At 72.8% G+C, this 19,124-nt stretch carries 17 protein-coding genes and 1 riboswitch; of the genes, 4 read left to right on the top strand and 13 right to left on the bottom strand.

The annotated features are described in order from the left end of the window. Positions 1-50: 50 nt before the first annotated feature. From ACIRQ9_RS07665 to ACIRQ9_RS07650, 4 genes are all read right to left on the bottom strand, one after another. Positions 51-512 (bottom strand): DUF5304 domain-containing protein, encoded by a 462-nt coding sequence (locus ACIRQ9_RS07665; RefSeq protein WP_404168165.1) that lies wholly within the window; start codon positions 510-512, stop codon positions 51-53. Positions 513-575: 63 nt separating this feature from the next. Beyond that, positions 576-1,730, bottom strand: a complete 1,155-nt coding sequence (locus tag ACIRQ9_RS07660) for an ArsA family ATPase (protein ID WP_404168163.1) — start codon at positions 1,728-1,730, stop codon at positions 576-578. A 149-nt stretch (positions 1,731-1,879) separates the two neighbouring features. Beyond that, positions 1,880-2,320 carry an SRPBCC family protein gene (locus ACIRQ9_RS07655; RefSeq protein WP_351325245.1) on the bottom strand — a complete coding sequence of 147 codons (441 nt, stop codon included), beginning with the start codon at positions 2,318-2,320 and terminating at the stop codon, positions 1,880-1,882. A gap of 134 nt (positions 2,321-2,454) precedes the next feature. Further along, complete coding sequence (locus tag ACIRQ9_RS07650) at positions 2,455-3,252, bottom strand: metallophosphoesterase (protein ID WP_404168161.1); 798 nt, start codon at positions 3,250-3,252, stop codon at positions 2,455-2,457. A gap of 316 nt (positions 3,253-3,568) precedes the next feature. On the opposite strand from ACIRQ9_RS07650, the gene ACIRQ9_RS07645 reads away from it, so the two are divergent. After that, positions 3,569-5,365 carry an AMP-dependent synthetase/ligase gene (locus tag ACIRQ9_RS07645; protein WP_404168159.1) on the top strand — a complete coding sequence of 599 codons (1,797 nt, stop codon included), beginning with the start codon at positions 3,569-3,571 and terminating at the stop codon, positions 5,363-5,365. A 4-nt stretch (positions 5,366-5,369) separates the two neighbouring features. Here the strand turns inward: ACIRQ9_RS07645 and ACIRQ9_RS07640 are convergent, their stop codons facing one another. Beyond that, positions 5,370-7,004 (bottom strand): GMC oxidoreductase, encoded by a 1,635-nt coding sequence (locus ACIRQ9_RS07640; protein WP_404168157.1) that lies wholly within the window; start codon positions 7,002-7,004, stop codon positions 5,370-5,372. A gap of 78 nt (positions 7,005-7,082) precedes the next feature. Next, complete coding sequence (locus tag ACIRQ9_RS07635) at positions 7,083-8,225, bottom strand: glycosyltransferase family 4 protein (RefSeq protein WP_404168155.1); 1,143 nt, start codon at positions 8,223-8,225, stop codon at positions 7,083-7,085. Positions 8,226-8,336: 111 nt separating this feature from the next. On the opposite strand from ACIRQ9_RS07635, the gene ACIRQ9_RS07630 reads away from it, so the two are divergent. Continuing rightward, positions 8,337-9,590, top strand: coding sequence for a glycosyltransferase 87 family protein (locus tag ACIRQ9_RS07630; protein ID WP_404168153.1), 1,254 nt, complete (start codon positions 8,337-8,339; stop codon positions 9,588-9,590). Between the two features lie 12 nt (positions 9,591-9,602). Here ACIRQ9_RS07630 and ACIRQ9_RS07625 read toward each other — a convergent pair whose 3' ends face one another. From ACIRQ9_RS07625 to ACIRQ9_RS07605, 5 genes are all read right to left on the bottom strand, one after another. Then, complete coding sequence (locus tag ACIRQ9_RS07625) at positions 9,603-10,799, bottom strand: hypothetical protein (protein ID WP_404168151.1); 1,197 nt, start codon at positions 10,797-10,799, stop codon at positions 9,603-9,605. Between the two features lie 30 nt (positions 10,800-10,829). Further along, entirely contained in the window at positions 10,830-11,846 is a 1,017-nt protein-coding gene (locus tag ACIRQ9_RS07620) for an NlpC/P60 family protein (RefSeq protein WP_404168149.1), read from the bottom strand. Between the two features lie 263 nt (positions 11,847-12,109). Further along, on the bottom strand, positions 12,110-13,144 hold the full coding sequence (locus tag ACIRQ9_RS07615) for an NlpC/P60 family protein (RefSeq protein WP_404168147.1): 1,035 nt from the start codon (positions 13,142-13,144) through the stop codon (positions 12,110-12,112). 210 nt (positions 13,145-13,354) lie between these two features. Continuing rightward, positions 13,355-14,698, bottom strand: coding sequence for an NYN domain-containing protein (locus ACIRQ9_RS07610; protein ID WP_404168145.1), 1,344 nt, complete (start codon positions 14,696-14,698; stop codon positions 13,355-13,357). Positions 14,699-14,738: 40 nt separating this feature from the next. Beyond that, a complete protein-coding gene (locus tag ACIRQ9_RS07605; RefSeq protein WP_009309707.1) occupies positions 14,739-14,978 on the bottom strand; it encodes a hypothetical protein in 240 nt (79 codons plus the stop codon). A 152-nt stretch (positions 14,979-15,130) separates the two neighbouring features. Between ACIRQ9_RS07605 and ACIRQ9_RS07600 the strand changes: the two genes are divergently transcribed. Beyond that, entirely contained in the window at positions 15,131-15,874 is a 744-nt protein-coding gene (locus ACIRQ9_RS07600; protein ID WP_404168143.1) for a rhomboid family intramembrane serine protease, read from the top strand. Continuing rightward, positions 15,871-16,152, top strand: a complete 282-nt coding sequence (locus ACIRQ9_RS07595) for an Lrp/AsnC family transcriptional regulator (protein ID WP_024882613.1) — start codon at positions 15,871-15,873, stop codon at positions 16,150-16,152. Before ACIRQ9_RS07600 ends, ACIRQ9_RS07595 begins: the two co-directional genes overlap by 4 nt. Before the next feature lie 117 nt (positions 16,153-16,269). Here the strand turns inward: ACIRQ9_RS07595 and ACIRQ9_RS07590 are convergent, their stop codons facing one another. Continuing rightward, positions 16,270-17,631, bottom strand: coding sequence for an aminotransferase class V-fold PLP-dependent enzyme (locus tag ACIRQ9_RS07590; RefSeq protein WP_404168141.1), 1,362 nt, complete (start codon positions 17,629-17,631; stop codon positions 16,270-16,272). Positions 17,632-17,785: 154 nt separating this feature from the next. Next, positions 17,786-17,902: riboswitch (SAM riboswitch) on the bottom strand. 98 nt (positions 17,903-18,000) lie between these two features. Then, entirely contained in the window at positions 18,001-19,065 is a 1,065-nt protein-coding gene (gene trpD, locus ACIRQ9_RS07585) for an anthranilate phosphoribosyltransferase (protein ID WP_404168139.1), read from the bottom strand. Positions 19,066-19,124: the final 59 nt, after the last annotated feature.

Genomic DNA, 19,124 nt, shown 5'->3' with positions numbered 1-19,124 from the left:
CCTCAGTTTCGGTCGAACCCCGCTACGGCCAACCGTACCCGAGGGGGCTGTCAGTCAAGGTCGATGCGTTCGCCGGGGCCGGCGTCGTCGCCTTTGTCGGGGTCGCCCGCGGTCCAGCGGGTCTCCTGTGCCTGGACCGCGGAGCGGTAGGCGGCGAGCAGTTCGCCGCCGGCCGCGGCCAGGTGGTCGAAGACCTCGGGGTTGCGCTCGATGACGGGCTCGACGGCGTTCTTCGCCTGCTGCACGACCTGCCGCACCACCTGCTGGGCGGCCGGCCCGGCGACCGCTCCGAGGAGCGGGCTCTGGATGCCGGACAGCTTGTCGGCGACGGCGTCGACGAGTTTGCGCAGCTCCTCGGCGGCCGACCCGGCGGGCGGGCCGTACTGGGTGCGGCGGCGGGTCTTCTCCGCCTCCAGGTCCTCGGCACAGGCCGTGGACCAGGCGTCGGCGTCGAAGACCCGTGCGTCGTCCGCGGCCTCGGAGGCGTCGCTCGTGGGGCGCTCTTCGCTCATGACGGACTCCTGCCTACGGTTCGTCCCTACGACGTTACCCGAACGGGCGTACCGGATTCACCGTCAGCGCGGCCACAGATCCGGGTCCGGGGCGAAGCGCAGCCGCAGCTCGCCCTCGCGCAGCGCGGCCCCGGCGACGGTGCAGCGGCGCAGGGCGGACGGCAGCGCGACGATCCGGCGGAAGCCGCCGACGGCGATGACGAGTTCGTCGCCGCGCCGCACGAGGTCGAGGCCGTCCCGTATCGCGCCGGGCAGCGGGATGCTCCAGACCAGGACGCCGTCCTCCTCGATGTGGTCGCGGACGGGCCACTCGACCGGTGCGGGCGCGGTGTTGACGCCCGGCACGCCGAGCGCGGCGAGGTCCTCGGTGCCGCGCGGGTCGTGCCCGAGGTGCGGCACGGCGGTGACGTCGAAGGCCTGCGTCCAGTCCGCGAGGGCCTTGCGCTGCTGGGCGGCCAGGCCGTGCAGCGGGACGTCGTCGGGCAGGACGCGGTTGGCGACCAGGGTCTCGGTGCGCAGGCCGCGCAGGGCGAGGCCGAGGCGGGTGTCACGGACGGCGTCGGCGCCGGCCGGACCGGGCTCGGCGACCAGGCGTACGGCGGTGTGGCGGTCGGCGAGGACGGCCTCCACGGCGGCCAGCTCGACGTCCCAGCGGGCGGCCGTCTCGTAGAGCCAGTCGGCGGGCATGGGCACGCCGGCAAGCCGGCCGAGGACGGGGCGCAGGGCGCGCGCCGCCTGCCGTTCGGGCGGCAGCAGCCGGCGCAGGTAGCGGCGCAGCTCCTCGGGCAGGGCGAGCAGGTCGAGGGCGCGCGGGGCGGCCGGGAGGTCGACGACGAGCAGGTCGTAGCGCTCGGAGAGGGCCGCGTCGCGCAGGGCGCGCAGCAGGGACAGTTCCTCGGCGCCGGGCAGCGGGGTGAGTTCCTCGGCGTCCAGGCGGGCGGCGCCCAGCAGGTCGAGGACGCCCGCGGCGCGGGTCTGGAAGGCGGTGAGGTCCTCGCGGAACCGGGCGCCCGCGTCCGGGCGCCAGGCGGTGAGGGCGGCGGTGACACGGGTCGGCGCGGGTCCTGTCGCCGTGCCCAGGGCGGCGCCGAGGGTGTCGGTGCGGTCGGCGCCGAGGACGAGGGTCGGGATGCCCTCGGCCGCGGCGCGCAGGGCGGTGGCCGCGGCGACGGTGGTACGGCCGCTGCCGCCGGGTCCGGTGATCAGGATGGTGCGCATGGGGGTGAACCGTAACGGAAGCGGGGCCCGCTCGACGGTGCCGGAAGCCGGGGCCGGGGCCGGGGGTGGGGCGCTCACCGGCGCGGCCGGCGTGCCGCCCGCGCCCGCCCCGCACGGCCGGCCCTCGCGCACCGGCGGCCGGGAGGAGGCTAGGCGCCCGACTCGACCCGCTTCTTCAGTCCCGCCAGCGCCCGGTCGATGATGACCTTCTCCGCCTTGCGCTTGATCATCCCCAGCATCGGGATCTTCACGTCCACGGTCAGCGAGTAGGTGACCTCGGTCGCCCCGGCGCCGGCCGGCTTCAGCAGGTAGGAGCCGTCCAGCGACCGCAGCATCTGGGACTTCACCAGCGTCCAGGCCACCTCGTTGTCGCCGGTCCAGGTGTAGCCGAGGGTCTGGTCGTCCTTGATCGCGCCCGCGTCCATGACGAGGCGGACCTGCTCGGCGCGGCCGCGCGCGTCGGTCTTCAGCACCTCGGCCTCCTTCACCTCACCGGTCCAGTCCGGGTAGCGGGCGAAGTCGGCGATCACCGCCATGACGTCGGCCGGGGCCGCCTCGATCGTGATGCTCGAGCTGGTGTGTTCCGCCATCGCCGTGGCTCCTCCAGATGCGGGCCGGTGAGACCGGTACAAGGGGTCTCCGTGCGCGAGCGTGCGCACGCGTGTGCAGCGTGAAGGCTACCGCGCGCCGACCAGGCGTCTTCACGCCCGGTCCGGGGCCGCCGTCACCATTCCAGCGCCCAGGGGCGGCCGGTGCCGGCGAAGTGTCCGACGTTCACGCACTCGGTGGCTCCGATCCGCATCCGCTTCACCAGCGGCTGGTGGACATGCCCGAAGAGCGAATAGCGCGGCCTGGTGCGCCGGATGGCGTCGAGCAGTGCCCGGCTGCCCCGTTCGAAACGGCGCGCCACCGTGTCGTACACCAGCTCCGGCACCTCCGGCGGGATGTGCGTGCACAGGACGTCGACCTCGCCGAGCGCCTCGATCTTGGCCGCGTACTCCTCGTCGGAGATCTCGTAGGGGGTGCGCATCGGCGTGCGCAGGCCGCCGCCCACGAAGCCGAAGACCCGGCCGCCGATCTCCGCCCTCTGCCCGTCCAGGACCGTGGTGCCCGCCCCGGCGTACTCCGGCCACAGCGGAGGGATGTCGACGTTGCCGTAGGTGGCGTACGTCGGGGTGGGGAAGGCCGCGAACATCTCGGCGTACTGCTTGCGGACCGCCTTCTCGATGGCGGTCGCCCGGTCCATGCCGATCCCGCCCCACAGCCGGGCGCCGAGTTCCCGCGCCTCCTCGAAGCGGCGGGCGGTGCGCAGTTCGACGAGCCGGTCGGCGTTCTCGACGCCGAACAGGTCGGGGAAGATGCCGCGCGAGTGGTCGGCGTAGTCGAGGAAGAGGACGAGGTCGCCGAGGCAGATCAGGGCGTCGGCGCCGTCGCCGGCCCGGGCCAGGTCACGGGCGTTGCCGTGCACGTCGCTGACCACGTGGACGCGGGTCCTGCGGTTGCCTGAGGGTGTGGCTGCCATGGTGATCAAGGGTAGGCCTGTGCGGCAAACGTGAACAGGCGGTGGCCGGACCTGCGGTTACTGGTCAGTCACTAAAGCGGTGGACTACCGTACGCGAAGGAACACCCAATCTGTGTGACGCACCGAACATCTCGCCGGGACCCCCTGTCCTAGAAGCCATACCGGCGGGTAACGTCCGGGCAGTCCAGTCGTGCTCGGGAATTCAACCAACGGATCATGTGGCCGTGGCGAACCCCTGAGCACCTGCCCGAGCCTTGGACCGCACCGTCGCATCGCACAACGTCGTGGCGCCGGCGCCCTATGAGGAGCAGCAGTCTTGCGCGAGTTCAGTCTTCCGGCTTTGTACGAGGTCCCCGCGGACGGCAATCTGACCGACATCGTCCGCAGAAACGCCGCGCAGCACCCGGATGTCGCCGTCATGGCCCGCAAGGTCGGGGGTGTCTGGCAGGACGTGACCGCGACCGCCTTCCTGACCGAGGTGCACGCGGCCGCCAGGGGACTCATCGCCTCTGGCGTGCAGCCGGGCGACCGGGTCGGCCTGATGTCCCGCACCCGCTACGAGTGGACGCTCCTCGACTTCGCGATCTGGTGCGCCGGCGCGGTCACCGTGCCGGTCTACGAGACCAGCTCGCCGGAGCAGGTGCAGTGGATCCTCAGCGACTCCGGTGCGACCGCCTGCGTCGTGGAACTCGACACCCACGCGGCCGCCGTCGAGTCGGTGCGCGAGACGCTGCCGGCCCTCAAGCAGGTCTGGCAGATCGAGGCCGGCGGCCTGGAGGAGCTGGGCAGGCTCGGCCAGGGCGTCACGGACGCGACCGTCGAGGAGCGCAGCTCGCAGGCGAAGGCCGACGACCCGGCGACCATCGTCTACACCTCCGGGACGACGGGCCGTCCCAAGGGCTGTGTCCTGACCCACCGCAACTTCTTCGCCGAGTGCGGCAACATCGTGGAGCGGCTGCGCCCGCTGTTCCGCACCGGTGAGTGCAGCGTCCTGCTCTTCCTCCCGCTCGCCCACGTCTTCGGCCGGCTCGTGCAGATCGCCCCGATGATGGCGCCGATCAAGCTGGGCTGCGTCCCGGACATCAAGAACCTCACCGACGAACTGGCCTCCTTCCGGCCGACGCTGGTCCTCGGCGTCCCGCGGGTCTTCGAGAAGGTCTACAACTCGGCGCGCGCCAAGGCGCAGGCGGACGGCAAGGGCAAGATCTTCGACAAGGCCGCGGACACCGCGATCGCGTACAGCAAGGCGCTGGACTCGCCGTCGGGGGCCTCGCTGGGCCTGCGGATCAAGCACCGGACCTTCGACAAGCTCGTCTACAGCAAGCTGCGCGCGGTGCTCGGCGGCCGGGGCGAGTACGCCATCTCCGGCGGCGCCCCGCTCGGCGAGCGCCTGGGCCACTTCTTCCGCGGCATCGGCTTCACGGTCCTGGAGGGCTACGGCCTGACCGAGTCCTGTGCCGCGACCGCGTTCAACCCCTGGGACCGGCAGAAGATCGGCACGGTGGGGCAGCCGCTGCCCGGCTCGGTGGTCCGCATCGCCGACGACGGAGAGGTGCTGCTGCACGGCGAGCACCTGTTCAGGGAGTACTGGAACAACCCCGGCGCGACCGCCGAGGCGCTGGCCGACGGCTGGTTCCACACCGGCGACATCGGCACCCTGGACGAGGACGGCTACCTCAGGATCACCGGCCGCAAGAAGGAGATCATCGTCACCGCGGGCGGCAAGAACGTCGCCCCGGCCGTGATCGAGGACCGCATCCGCGCGCACGCGCTGGTCGCGGAGTGCATGGTGGTGGGCGACGGGCGGCCGTTCGTGGGCGCGCTGGTCACCGTCGACGACGAGTTCCTGGGCCGCTGGGCGGCCGACCACGGCAAGCCGGCGGGTTCCACCGCGGCGTCGCTGCGTGACGACCCGGACCTGGTCGCGGCGATCCAGGACGCGGTCGACGACGGCAACGCCGCGGTGTCGAAGGCGGAATCGGTGCGGAAGTTCCGCATTCTGTCCTCCCAGTTCTCGGAGGAGTCGGGCCACCTGACGCCGTCCCTGAAGCTCAAGCGCAACGTGGTGGCGAAGGACTACGCGAACGAGATCGAGGCCATCTACGCGAAGTAGCGGCTCACATGTCCTCGGCGAGGACCCGTTCCATCGTCCGCTCGGCGAGCGCGGTGATGGTCACGAACGGGTTCACGCCGATGTTCCCGGGCACCAGTGAGCCGTCCGTGACGTACAGCCTCGGATAGCCCTTCACCCGGCCCCAGTCGTCGGTCGCCCGGCCCAGCACGCAGCCGCCCAGCGGGTGGTAGCAGAAGTCGTCCGCGAACACCTTGCTGCCCGACCCGAACAGGTCGTACCGGTAGATCGTGGCGTTGGCCAGGTTGATCCGGTCGAAGAGCTTCTTCGCCATGGCGACCGAGACCGCGCTCTGGGCCGCGGTCCAGCCGAGCTTCACGCTGTCGCTCGCCGCGTCGTAGGTGAAGGACGCCCGTTGCGGGTTCTTGGTGATCGCCAGGTACAGGCTCACCCAGGTCTCGAAGCCGATGGGCAGCGGGGCGATCTCCGCGAAGACGGGGTTGGCGGTGTTGGCCCAGTCGTCGATGCCCATCACCGGCATGGTCGCCTGGTTGGCGCCGGTGGTGTCCCAGATGTGGTTGGCCCGCCCGACCATGGTGTTGCCGTTGGTGCTCCACCCGGCGCCGACACCGGGGTCGAGCGCGGGCAGGGCCCCGGTGTCCCGGGCGCGTACGAGCAGTTCGCTGGTGCCGAGGCTCCCGCCGCCGAGGAACAGGTAGGCGCAGCTGTACTGCTTGGTCTCCACGACGGCTCCGGTCGCGTCGATCCGGTCGACGCCGAGCAGCCAGCGGCCGTCGCCCGTGCGGCTGATGGTCCGCACCTTCTCCAGGGTGTGGACGGTGAGGTTGCCGGTGCCGAGGGCGGCGGCGAGGTAGGTCTTGTCGAGGCTCTTCTTGCCGTGGTTGTTGCCGTAGATGACCTCCTGGGCGAGCGCGGACTTCGTGGCGGTGCCGGCGGCTTCCTGCTGCATGTAGCCGAAGTCGTAGACGTTGGGCACGAAGGTCGTCCTGAGGCCGGCGTTGGCGGCGGCCTTCCGGGAGGTCCGGGTGAAGCGGTACCACTCCGTCGACTCGAACCACGCCGGGTCGACGGTGTTGACGCCGAGCATGGCGCGGGCGCGCGGGTAGTACGTGCCGTACATCGCGTTCACGTCCACGGTCGGGAACTGCTCGGCGAAGTACGACGGGAGCGGGGTGACCGCCATGCCTCCGTTGACCAGGGAGCCCCCGCCGACGCCGCGCCCGACGTAGACGGACATGTTGTCGTAGTGCACCCGGTCCAGGACGCCGGGGTAGGGGGTGATGTCCCTGTTGACGACGTCCAGCCACAGGAAGCTGGCGAGCGGCGCCTCGGTGCGGGTCTTGAACCACATGGACCGCTTGTCCGGGGCGGCGGTGGAGCAGAAGACCTTTCCGTCGGAGCCGGCCGTGTTCCACAGCTGCCCCATCTCGATCATCAGGGTCCGCACCCCGGCCTGGCCGAGCCGGAGCGCGGCCACGGCCCCGCCGTAGCCGGAACCGACCACGATCGCGGGGGCGTTGTCGACGGCTGGTGCCTCCTCGGCGGCCTGCGCGGACTGGAGCTGGACGCGGGTGAGACCGGCCGCGGCGGCGGTCTGGAGGGCGATCATGCCCAGGATGTGACGTCTCGTCAGCTGACGCTGCATCAGTTTTGCTGTCATGCGCGCAGCATGTGCGGATTTTCCGGTTCCGCCTAGACCTGCGGCCGAGTTGGTGACACGCGAGGGGGACGCGTACCTCTAGAGCAGTTCCTTCAGCCGCTCCGCGAGGAGGTCCCACCGCCACTTCTCCTCGACCCACCGCCGCCCGCGCTCCCCCATCCGCCGGCGCAGTGCGGGATCGCCCAGGAGCGCCACGACGCGCTCGGCGGTCTCCTCCGCGGAGCCGCCGCGCACCACCCAGCCGGTCTCCCCGTCGAGCACCGCGTCCGGCGCGCCGCCGGAGTCACCGGCCACCACCGGCAGGCCGGTCGCCGAGGCCTCCAGGTAGACGATGCCGAGCCCCTCCACGTCCAGGCCGCCGCGCCGGGTCCGGCAGGGCATCGCGAAGACGTCGCCGGCGCCGTAGTGCGCGGGCAGCTCGGCCCAGGGCACGGCGCCGGTGAACCGCACCGACGCCTCGACACCGGTCTCCCGGGCCAGCCGCCGCAGCTCCTTCTCGTAGGGGCCGCCGCCCACGATCAGCAGCACCGCGTCCGGCTCGGCGGCCAGGATCAGCGGCATCGCGAGGATCAGCGTGTCCTGCCCCTTGCGCGGCACCAGCCGCGACACGCAGACGACCACCGGCCGGTCGGTCAGCCCCAGCCGCGCCCGCACCTCGGCGCCTCCGGACCCCGGATGGAAGGTCTTCTCGTCCACACCGGGCGGCAGCTGGACCATCCGGGCGGCCGCGGCCGGACGGAGCGCGGTGGCGATCCGGGAGCGCGTGTACTCGCCGAGGTAGGTGAGCGTGTCGGTCGTCTCGCCGATCCGCCCGAGCAGCTGCCGGGCGGCGGGCAGCTGGGCCCAGCCCGCCTCGTGCCCGTGGGTGGTGGCGACCAGCCGCCGGGCGCCCGCCCCGCGCAGCGCCGGCGCCATCAGGCCGAGCGGCGCCGCCGCCCCGAACCACACGGAGGCGCACTCGTGCTCCCGGAGCAGCCGCACGGCCGTCCGGGTCGCCCCCGGCGTGGGCAGCAGCATCGTCGTAGGGTCCCGTACGACGGTGAAGGGCTGCTCCGCGTCGAAGGCGGCGGTGGCCTCGATGCCCTCCCGGCTCCGCTTCCACGTGGACGCGTAGACCACCAGCCGCTCCGGGTCCAGCCGCAGGGCCATGTTGTGCAGGAAGGCCTGGATGCCGCCGGGCCGGGGCGGGAAGTCGTTCGTGACGATGAGGGTCTTGTGCATCGCGGCCGACCTTACCCGCCCCGCGTCTTCGGCCGTGCTTCACGGCCCTCGCCCAGGCGCCGGGAGATCATGTGGCGCGTTCCAGGCACGCGACGGAGGACAGGGGCTCGGATGGACAGGACCGGCGTGCGGGGTGCCCTGGCGTTGCCGTCGGCCGTGTGGGCCGCGACCCGGCTGACGCTGCTGCTGTTCGTGCTGAAGGTGTTCGTGTTCCCGGGCGCCGACGTCACCTCCGACGTGTCGGTGATCTACCAGGGGTGGTACGAGGTCCTGCGGCACGGAACGTTTCCGCTGGACGACGTCACCTGGCAGTACCCGCCCGCGGCCGCCCTGGCGGTCCTCGCCCCCGGGCTGCTGCCGTTCCTGGACTACGCGACCGCTTTCTTCGTGCTGGTCCTGCTGGCCGACCTGGCGGTGCTGGTCCTGCTCCTGCGCACGGGCCCGCGGCCCGGCCGGACCCTGCGCGGCGCCTGGGTCTGGGTGGCGGGCGTGCCGCTGCTCGGCCCGACCGTCTACGCCCGCTACGACCTGATGGTCACCGCCGTCGCCGTGGCCGCCCTGCTCGCCGGGGCCCGGCATCCCCGGCTGGCCGGGGCGCTGGCGGGGTTCGGCGCGATGGTCAAGGTGTGGCCGGCGCTGCTCCTGGTCGGCGCCCGCGCCCGCGGCGGCACTCCCGGTCGGCGGGCCTGGGTGTCGGCGGTGGTCACGGCGGGCGCGGTCGGGGCGCTGTTCGCGGTGGCCATGCCGGGCGCGTTCGCGTTCCTGACCTTCCAGCGGAACCGCGGCACCGAGGTGGAGTCGCTGGGCGCGCTGGTCCTCCATGTCGCACGGCACCACGGCTGGCACGGCGAGGTGCTGCTGAACTACGGCTCGATCGAGTTCCTCGGCCCGGGGGTGAAGGCGGTGAGCGCGGCGGCCCTGCTGCTGAGCGCGGGCGCCTTCGGCTGGCTGCTGCTGTGGCGGCTGCGCGCGGTCCGCTTCCGGTCCCACACGCTCGCGGACGCCGCGTTCACGGCCGTCCTGATGTTCACCGTCACCAGCCGGGTGATCAGTCCGCAGTACCTGGTGTGGCTGGTGGGCCTGGCCGCCGTCTGCCTCTGCTTCCGGGCCGGCCGGATGACGCTGCCGGCGGTCCTGGTCCTCGCGGCGGCGTTCGTGACGGTCCTGGAGTTCCCGGTCGGCTTCTCGCACGTCGTGGTGAGCGACTGGTACGGCATCACGCTGCTGTTCCTGCGCAACGGCCTGCTGCTCGCGGCGGCGGTCGCCGCGGCCCGGCAGCTGTGGCGCTCCACGGTGACCGCGGGCCCGGCCGCCGCGCCGCCCGCCCCGGCCGCCCGTCCGGCGCAGGCACCGGTCCGCTCGTGAGCGCGGGCCGGGTCAGCCGCCGAGCTGGTCGGTCAGGTAGGCGCGCCAGCGGGCGGTGAAGTCCGGCAGGGTGGTGCCGAGTTCCGTGCGCAGCGCGTCCTCGACGGCGCCGGTGCGGTCCCGGTGGGCGCCGACGGCCCGGTAGAAGGCGTCGAGCCGCTCCCGGCCCCAGTGCGCGGCGATCATCCGGCAGGCCAGCCAGCCGCCCTCGTAGGCCTCGGCGAGCCGGGTGGGGTCGTCGGTGAAGCCGAAGTCCTGGTCCGCCGGAAGGTCCTCGGGGAGGTGCCCGTCCGTCACGGCGCGGGCCAGTTCCGGTGCGGTCTCGGTGGGTGTGCGGCCGGTGCCGAGATAGCCGATCCAGTCCGCGAACCCCTCGGAGAGCCACAGCGGGGTGGCGGGCGAGGTGTGGGCGCGGGTGGCGACATGGGTCGTCTCGTGGGTGAGCACGACCTGCTTGCCCAGCGGGCCGAGGACGGCGTACGCCTCGGGGTTCAGGATGACCCGGTCCGCCGGGCCGCGGCCGGATCCGCCCGCCTCACCGGTGGTGACGGCGGCGATGCCGCGGTAGTCGGAGGCCGGGGCGCCGAGCAGGCCCGCCATGCCGTCCAGCGACCTGGGCACCTCCAGCACCACCCGCTGGGTCCACTGCGTGCCCCAGGCCCGGGAGACCGCGGGTACCGCGGTGTCGGCGAGCCCGGCGTAGTCCCGGAGCGTGTCCGCGGACTGGCCGACGCCGAGCACGAGGCCGTGGGTGCCCTCGACGGCCGTCACGGTGCCCTGGTCCCAGAGCTGCTGTCCGGCCTTCGAGGCGGGCTTGTCGCCTGCGACGTACCACCGGCCGTCCGCGGTGCGGCTGAGGGCCAGGGTCCGGTCGGTGGTGACCGGGGCCTGGTCGTAGCCCCGGACGCGGTAGCTGAGCCGGGCCTCCGCGGTGGCCTCGGCGCCGTCCGGGTGGAGCGCGGTCAGCCGGTAGCTCCAGTCGGCGAGGGGCACCGCCCGCAGGTCCGTGTACGAGGCCCGGGTCCCGGTCTCGGCGTAGGCCCGCTCGTCATGGCCGAGGAGGGCGGCCGCGCGCCGGTCCAGGACCTGCTGCACCGCCGCCGTCGCCGACCCGGTCGCCGCCTGCCCGCCGCCGCATCCCGTCAGCGGCAGGAGCAGCAGGCACAGCCCCGCCGCTCCCGTGCGCCACGCCCGTCCGCCACCAGCCACTTTCCGATCGTACGGGCCCGGGCCCGGATGTCAGGGCCGGGTGACCGAGGAGATGGGCATCATCCCGACCGGGTCGTAGCGGACCGGTGCGCCCGGGTAGGGGGCGTGGATGACCTGTCCGTTGCCGACGTACATCCCCACATGACTGGCGTCGGAGCGGTAGACGACCAGGTCACCGGGTTGCGCCTGGGAGAGCGGGACCTGGCGGCCGGCGCCGCGCTGCTCCTGCGAGGTGCGCGGCAGGTGGATGCCCGCCTGCGCGTACGACCACTGCATCAGGCCCGAGCAGTCGAAGCCGGAGGGGCCGTTGGCGCCCCACACGTACGGCCTGCCCAGGGCGGCGCGGGCGGCGGCCACCGCGGCGGCGGCCCGGGCGTCGGGGGCGGTGGCGCCGGAGAGGACCGGCAGGCCGGCGCGGGCGTCGCTTCGCGAGGCGTGCCCGAAGGCGGCGCGGTCGGCCGCGGGCAGCGTGCCGAGCAGCCGCCGGGCCGCCGCGAGCTTCCTCTCCACGGCGGCCTTGTGGGAGGCGACCGCGGCGCGGCTGCGCTCCAGCTCGCGGAGTTGGCCGGCCGCCTCGTCGCGCTCCTGGGCCAGTTCGCGCAGGGCCGACCGCAGTTCCCTGAGCTGTCCGGCCTGGCGGGCGTCGATGCGGTCGAGCAGGGACGCCCGGTCGAGGTACTCCTGCGGGTCGTCGGCGAACAGCAGGGCGACGGTGGGGTCGATGCCGCCGGAGCGGTACTGGGCGCCGGCCAGGGAACCGAGCGCCTCCCGCATGGTGTTGACGCTCTGCTGCCGGCGGGCGATGCGGTCCTGGGAGTCGTTCACCTCGCGGCGCAGGACGCCGGCCCGCTCGTCGGCCTTGTTGTAGGCCTCGGTGGCCTCCTCGGCCTGCTGGTACAGCCGGTCCACCTCGGCGCGGGTGGGGCCCTTGGGGGCCGCGTGCGCGGGGACGGCGCCGAGCGCGGCCGCCGCGGCGGACAGCGCGCACAGGGCGGCACCGGCGCCGCGGTTGAACCCGGACGGTGCGAGACGGCGGTGAAACCCCACGGTGGTCCTTCTGCCGGCGGACGGGTACCGCTTCCTCCGGTGCCGGGGACGGGGATGCCCCGCACCGGAGGAAACGCGCCAGACAGTAGTCGCGCGACCACGCCCCGGCCAAAGACCCACGGCCGCCGCACAAGGTGACGCCCCGCCGCTGACGCAGGTCAACGGCGGGGCGTGACGTCATCCGGGGTCGCCGGGATTCGCTCGTTCGGGCGCTGCGCCGGGTCGCCTCTGGGCCGTACGGGTGTCGGCGTGACCCGCGGGGGTCAGATCCGGACGCCGAACTCGAACGTCATGTCGCCGATCGCCTCGTAGCGCACCACCGCGCCGGTGTGCGGGGCGTGCAGCACCTGGCCGTTGCCCGCGTAGAGGCCGACGTGGTGGAAGTCGCCGTAGAAGATGACCAGGTCGCCGACCTTGAGGTCGCTCTGGCTGTAGATCCGGGTGCCGGCGTTGGCCTGGGCCTCGGAGGTGCGCGGGATGGTGACGCCGGCCTGGGCGTAGGCCCAGGAGGTCAGGCCCGAGCAGTCGAAGGAGGACGGTCCGGAGGCGCCGTAGACGTACGGCGAGCCGATCACGGACTGGGCGGCGGAGAAGGCGGCGCCGGCGCGGCCGGAGGCGGAACCGGTGTTGCCCAGGTTCACGCGGGAGGAGGCGCGGCTGGCGGCCTGGGCCTGCTCGGCGTCGAGGGCGGCCTTCTCCTTGGCCGTCAGGGTGTTCAGGAGCTTCTGCGCGTCGGCGAGCTTGGACTGGACGGCGCTCTTCTGCTTGGCCAGCTCGGTGCGGGTGGCGGAGAGGTCCTTGAGCTTGTCCGTGGCCTCTGCCCGCTCCTGGGCGAGTTCGCGCTGTTTGTCCTGAATCTTCTTCAGGGCCTCGACCTGCTGGCCGCTCAACTGGTCGAGCGTGGAGGCCTTGTCGAGGTAGTCGTCCGGGTCGGACGAGAGGAAGAGCTGGACCGAGGGGTCTATGCCGCCGGAGCGGTACTGCGCGGTGGCCAGCGAACCGAGGCTGTCCCGCAGCTTGTTGAGGTCCTCCTGCCCACGAGCCACGTTGTCCTGGATCGTGGAGATCTCCTTCTGCAGCTTCTGCTGCTTGTCCTTGGCTCCGTCCAGCTTCTCGGTGGCCTGCTCGGCCTCCTCGTAGAGCTTGTCGACCTTGGCCTTGACCTCGTCCTTGTTCAGCTTCTCGCCGGGCGCCGCGTTGGCGGCATTGGCGCTGAGGACGACGGCAGCGGCGGCTGCGGTGGTCAGCACGGTCACGCGCGCGCGACTGGGCTGCTTGGGTCGACGATGGGACGCCACGGAGACGGGCTCCTTCGTTTGAGTGATCACCCGTGTGGAGGTTCGAGGCCTGACCCTAGTGACCTCCCCGTGATCAGTTCAAACCCAACAGCGAAAAAACTGGTCACGCAACGCACTCTTTGCACATAACTCACGTGCCGTGATGTTCGATTGACGCTACGTTGCGTCACTGTTCGGTCAATTCGGGCATTGCATATGTCCGTTGAATGTTCAGGACAGTCGCTTCAGAAGCATGGCAGAAGCCACCGGACGGGCACCCGCCTTCGCGACCCCGTCGGCGACCTCGCGGTCGGTCGAGGCGACGATCACCGGCCGCCCCGGCGGCTCGGCGCGGACCAGCTGGCGGATCAGCTCGTCCGCGGTGACGCCCGGCTTGGAGAACAGCACCCGCACGCCCCGCGGCGGGGCGAGCAGCACCGGCGCGGCCAGCTCCGCGCCGTCGAAGACACAGGTGACCTCGGCGCCGGTCTGCGCGGCGAGCTGGGAGAGCTGGCCGAGCAGCCGCAGCCGCTGCTTCTCCAGCGGCATCTGCGGATAGCCGGTCTTGGTCACGTTGTAGCCGTCCACCACGAGGTGCGCCTGCGGCAGGGCGAGCAGCTGGTCGAGGACGGCCGGGTCGTTCTCGGACAGCGCCCTGGCCGCGATGTCCTTCGGGGTCATCCGTCCCGGCTCGACCGCGTCCACCGTCTCGGCGGGCCGCACCGACACCGGCGGCAGGGCCAGTTCGCGGCGCAGCCCCTGGGCCGCGTCCAGCACCGTGTCGAGCAGCAGCCGCACCCTCATGTCCTCGACGCTGCGCCCTTCGCGGGCGGCCCTGCGGCTGGCCTCCAGGGCCGCCTCGACCTCACCGAGGCGGGCCTTGAGGCGCCGGCCCTCGCTCTCGGCGGCGGACACCTGGGCCTGCCCGTCGGCGCGCATCGACTCCATCGCCGCGTGCAGCTTGCGCAGCGCGGCCTCGCCGCGCTTGACGTCGCTGTGGGCGGCGCGCAGCTTGCGGTGAAGCGATTCCGCTTCCTTGCGCGCCGCGTCCAGCTCCGCGCGCAGCCGCTCGGTCTCGGCACGGGTCTGGTCCCGGGCCCGGTCCAGTTCCTCGCGCAGCCGCTCCAGCTCGGCCCGGCTCTCCTCGTCGGCCCGCTCGGCGTAGGCCCGCTGGGCCTCCTCGCCGGCCGCCGCCACCAGCTTCACCCAGCCCGTGGGGCGCAGTACGTAGGCCGCGGCCGCCACGTCGAGCGGGTCCGCGGCCGGGGGCGGTGAGCCGGCGTCGAGGGCGCCGGCGAGTTCCGGCTGCGCCTCTCTGAGCTTCTCCCCGATCCGCTGTCTGAAGAGGGTGTCCGTCTCCAGCGCGGTCGCCATGGCGTTGCCGGCGAACTTGGCCCGCCGGTTCGGTGCGAACCGGGCGTACTGCCGCAGCTGGGCGGGGAGTTCGGCGACGGTCAGGCCGCCGAAGCCGTCCGACACGATCTGCACGACCCGCCGTCGCACGCCGTCGGGCAGCGGACGGTCAAGCACCTCGGCGGTGCCGTCGCCCGGCCCTCCGCCGGTGGTCTCCACCATCCGTCACACCCCATCACCTGTGCGGGGCCGCCTCCCGGTCTCAGGAGTCGGCGCCCGGCCTGTCCACGAGTTCCACCTGGTCCACCGCGTTGCACCAGCGGCAGCGCACCGACTCGATGGTCTCACTGACCACCTCGCGTTCCTCGACCTTGGGCTCACCGGCCAGGTCGAGGTGGACGTACTCCACGACCTTCGACGAGCGGGTCACGTCGAAGCGCGTGAGGTTGCCGCAGAGGGTGCAGCGCCACCGCGTCGTGGCGGTCGGCAGGGGAACCGTCATCGTGGCTGTTCGCTTCCTTCTAGTGTCCGTGACGCGCCGTCCCGACGCGTGTGGCTCGTTACCCTACGGCCTGGCGAGTCCTCGACGCGGCCCTGTCCGCGGCGGCGAGGCGATCTGCACCGGTGCGTCCGGTTACGCCATGCTCTATGTCCATGATCGGCAACTGGAATCCGACGGCCGTGCGGACCGTACGGAACCTGAGGGGCACCTCGGCCCCCATGACGTACACCCTGATCGCCGTGTGCTGCCTGATCTTCCTGCTCGGCCCGGCGTCCGGCTTCAACCACTCCTACGGCACCGGGGACGCCCTGGCCGCCGCCCAGCGCGCGTACTTCCGGCGCTGGGGAGTGGTCCCGGCCGACCTGTTCGACGGCCCGGCACGGGAGCTGCTCACCCCGGCCACGGCGCTGTTCATCCACGGCAGCTGGGTGCACCTCCTGGGCAACATGCTCTTCCTCTTCGTCTTCGGGACGATGACCGAGGAGCGGATGGGCCGCGTGGAGTTCACCCTCTTCTACCTCGTCTGCGGCTACCTCGCGCTGCTCGGCTACGCGGCCGCCAACGCCTCCTCGCAGCAGTCGCTGGTCGGGGCGTCCGGGGCGATCTCGGGAGTCCTGGGAGCGTTCCTCTACCTGTTCCCCAGCGCCCGTGTGACCAGTCTTCTGCCGTTCCTCTTCTTCCTCCCGCTGCGGTTCCCGGCCTGGGTGGTGCTCCCGTTCTGGGCGGCCCTGCAGTGGCTCGCCCTGAACCAGGCGCCGGCCGGTCCGGGCGTCGCCTATCTCGCCCACGTGGTCGGCTTCGGGCTCGGCCTCGGCTACGCGTGGGTGCGGTACGGGCGTGGGACTAAAGTGAAGGCCGCCCCAGCTCCGGCTCCCGAGGGAGAGAACCAGCCGTGATCACCGCGATCGTCCTCATCAAGACCAGCGTGGACCGGATCCCCGAGATCGCGGAACAGATCGCCGCGCTGGACAGCGTCAGCGAGGTCTTCTCCGTCACCGGCACCTACGACCTGATCGCCATGGTCCGGGTGCGCGAGCACGAGGACCTGGCCGAGGTGATCCCGGGCCGCATCAGCAAGATCCAGGGCGTGGAGGGCACGGACACGCACGTGGCGTTCCGTACCTACTCCCAGCACGACCTGGAGGCGGCGTTCGCGATCGGCCTGGACAGCTAGAAGCCCCTTCAGGGGCGCGGGGAACCGCGCGGCCGGTCCCCGCCGGCCCGCACCGTGGTCCACCGCGGGTCCGTCGTGGCCGATCGCGCGGTTCCCCGCGCCCCCGAGGGGCGCTGATCAGACCGCCGGGACGCAGCGGCCGTCCTCCGTGCGGTACGACCACTTCGCACCGTCGGCCACCAGCTCCCGCACCGCCGTCACGAAGCGCTCCACGTGCTCGTCGGGCGTACCCGCGCCGAAGCTGACCCGGATCGCGTTCAGGGACTTCTCCCCCGGCGCCGCCTCCGGCGCCCCGCACTCGCCCTGGGTCCCGGGGTCGGAACCCAGCAGGGTCCGCACCAGCGGGTGGGCGCAGAAGAGGCCGTCGCGGACACCGATGCCGTACTCGGCGGACAGGGCCGCGGCGAAGTGGGAGCTGTTCCAGCCCTCGACGACGAAGGAGAGCACGCCCACCCGCGGGGCGTCGTCGCCGAAGAGGGACAGCACGCGGACCTCGGGGACCTCCGCGAGGCCCGCGCGGACCTTGGCGATCAGGTGCCGCTCGCGGGCCACCAGCGTCTCGAAGCCCGCCTCGGTGAGCGCCTTGCAGGCCGCGGCGATCGAGTAGGCCCCGATGACGTTCGGCGAGCCGGCCTCGTGGCGGGCGGCGCTCTCGTGCCACTCCACGGCCACTCCCCCGTCCTCACGCCGGGTCACCGTGCGGCTGGCGCCGCCGCCCGCGAGGTACGGCTCGGCGGCCCGCAGCCAGTCGGCGCGGCCGGCCAGGACGCCGGAGCCGAACGGCGCGTACAGCTTGTGGCCGGAGAAGGCGATCCAGTCGACGTCCAGGTCGCGCACGCTCACCGGGTGGTGCGGCGCCAGCTGGGCCGCGTCCAGCACGATCCTGGCGCCGTGCGCGTGCGCCGCGGCCGCCAGTTCCCGTACCGGCCACAGCTCACCGGTGACGTTCGAGGCGCCGGTGACGCAGACCAGGGCCGGGCCGTGGGGATCGCGGGCGGCGAGGGCGCGCTCCAGGGTCCGGACGGCCTGGGCCGGGGTGCGCGGGGCGTCCAGGTAGCTGACCCGGGCGTCCTGCCAGGGCAGCAGGCTCGCGTGGTGCTCGGTCTCGAAGACGAAGACCTGGCAGTCGGCGGGCAGGGCGCGGGCCAGGAGGTTCAGGGAGTCCGTGGTCGAACGGGTGAAGACCAGCTGGTCGTCGGGGCGGCAGTCGAGGAACTCCGCGACGGTCCTGCGGGCGTTCTCGAAGAGGTCCGTGGAGAGCTGGGAGAGGTAGCCGGCGCCGCGGTGGACGCTGCCGTAGTAGGGCGCGTACGCCGCCACGTCGTCCCAGACCCGCTGGAGCGCGGGGGCGCTGGCCGCGTAGTCGAGGGCGGCGTAGGTGACTTCGCCGCCGGTGACGAGCGGGACGGTGACATCACGTCCCAGAACGGGCAGCGGGGCACAAACCGACGGGGTGGAGACAGCGGTGGAGACGGACATGGCGGAACTCCCGTGAGAGGAAAGAAGAAGGCGGAACAGGCATGCGGACAGGTGCGCGGAAGGGGGGCTCGGCGCCCTAGCGCATTCGCTTGCTCACGGGAGACTCCCTCGGTGACCAGGATCCCCGGGCCGTGCTCGCTGGACGAGCGTGAGGGATCCGCGCTTGCCGCAGACCTCGCTGCCTACGGCCTGGTCTTCACCCGGGGCACCCCGCCACGGACGGAGGGTTGCCGGACAGTCGGCCGGGGCCTCATGACTGTCACTCATGACCTGAGAGGAAAAGTAGAGGAGATGATCGCCGGCGCGCAACCTCTGTCCGGATGACGGAACGCAGGTCGCCGCGCCGGCGCGTGATCTCCGGCCGGCGGGCTACCGGTGGGTCGCCGCCGCCCAGCGCTCCAGCACCCGCTTGGCCGCGCCCGAGTCGACCGACTCCGCGGCCCGGTCCATGCCGGCGCGGATCTGCCCGGCCAGCGTCCCGGTGCCCGGGTCCAGGGCCACCAGCGCCGCCGCCGAGTTCAGCAGCACCGCGTCGCGGACCGGCCCCGTCTCGCCGTCCAGGAGCCGGCGGGCGACCTCCGCGTTGTACGACGGGTCGCCGCCGCGCAGCGCCTCCACCGGGACCAGGCCGATGCCCACGTCCCTCGGGTCGAAGCTCTCCTCGGTGACCGTGCCGTCGCGGACGATCCAGACCCGCGAGGTGGCGGTGGTCGTCAGCTCGTCGAGGCCGTCGTCGCCGCGGAAGACCAGCGAGGAGTTGCCGCGCTCGGCGAAGACGCCCGCGACGACCGGCGCCATGCGCGGGTCCGCCACGCCGACCGCCTGGGCCCGCACCTGCGCGGGGTTGGTCAGCGGGCCGAGGATGTTGAACACCGTACGGATGCCCAGCTGGCCGCGGGCCGCGCCGGCGTGGCGCAGCGCCGGGTGGAACTTGACCGCGAAGCAGAAGGTGATGCCGGCCTCCTCGGCGACCTCGGCGACCCGCCGCGGGGTCAGGTCGAGGTTGACGCCGAGCTTCTCCAGCACGTCCGAGGCGCCGGACGCGGAGGACGCGGCCCGGTTGCCGTGCTTGACGACCTTCGCCCCGGTGCCGGCCACCACCAGCGCCGACATCGTGGAGATGTTCACCGTCTTGGCGCCGTCGCCGCCGGTGCCGACGATGTCGACCGTGCGGCCGGGCACGTCGATGACGTTGGCGTGCGCGTACATCGTGCGGACCAGCCCGTTGATCTCGTCGACCGTCTCGCCCTTGGCGCGCAGGGCGACGACGAAGCCGGCGATCTGGGCGTCGGTCGCCTGGCCGCGCATGATCTGGTCCATCGCCCAGGCCGTCGCGTCCGCGCTCTGGTCCTGGCCGTACAGCAGTGCGTTCAGCACCTCGGGCCAGGAACGGCCCGCCGCGGTGTCGCCTCCAGCGGGGGTCACAGCGCTCATGGAGCCGCTCCTGATCGTCGTACGGGGAAAAGGGTCGTCGGGGCCTACCCTATCCAGCT

It is taken from the genome of Streptomyces sp. NPDC101237 (assembly GCF_044767465.1).
Taxonomy (GTDB): Bacteria; Actinomycetota; Actinomycetes; order Streptomycetales; family Streptomycetaceae; genus Streptomyces; species Streptomyces gramineus.
Note: the sequence above shows the minus strand (reverse complement) of the source record. Positions and strands in the feature narration are given on the sequence as shown.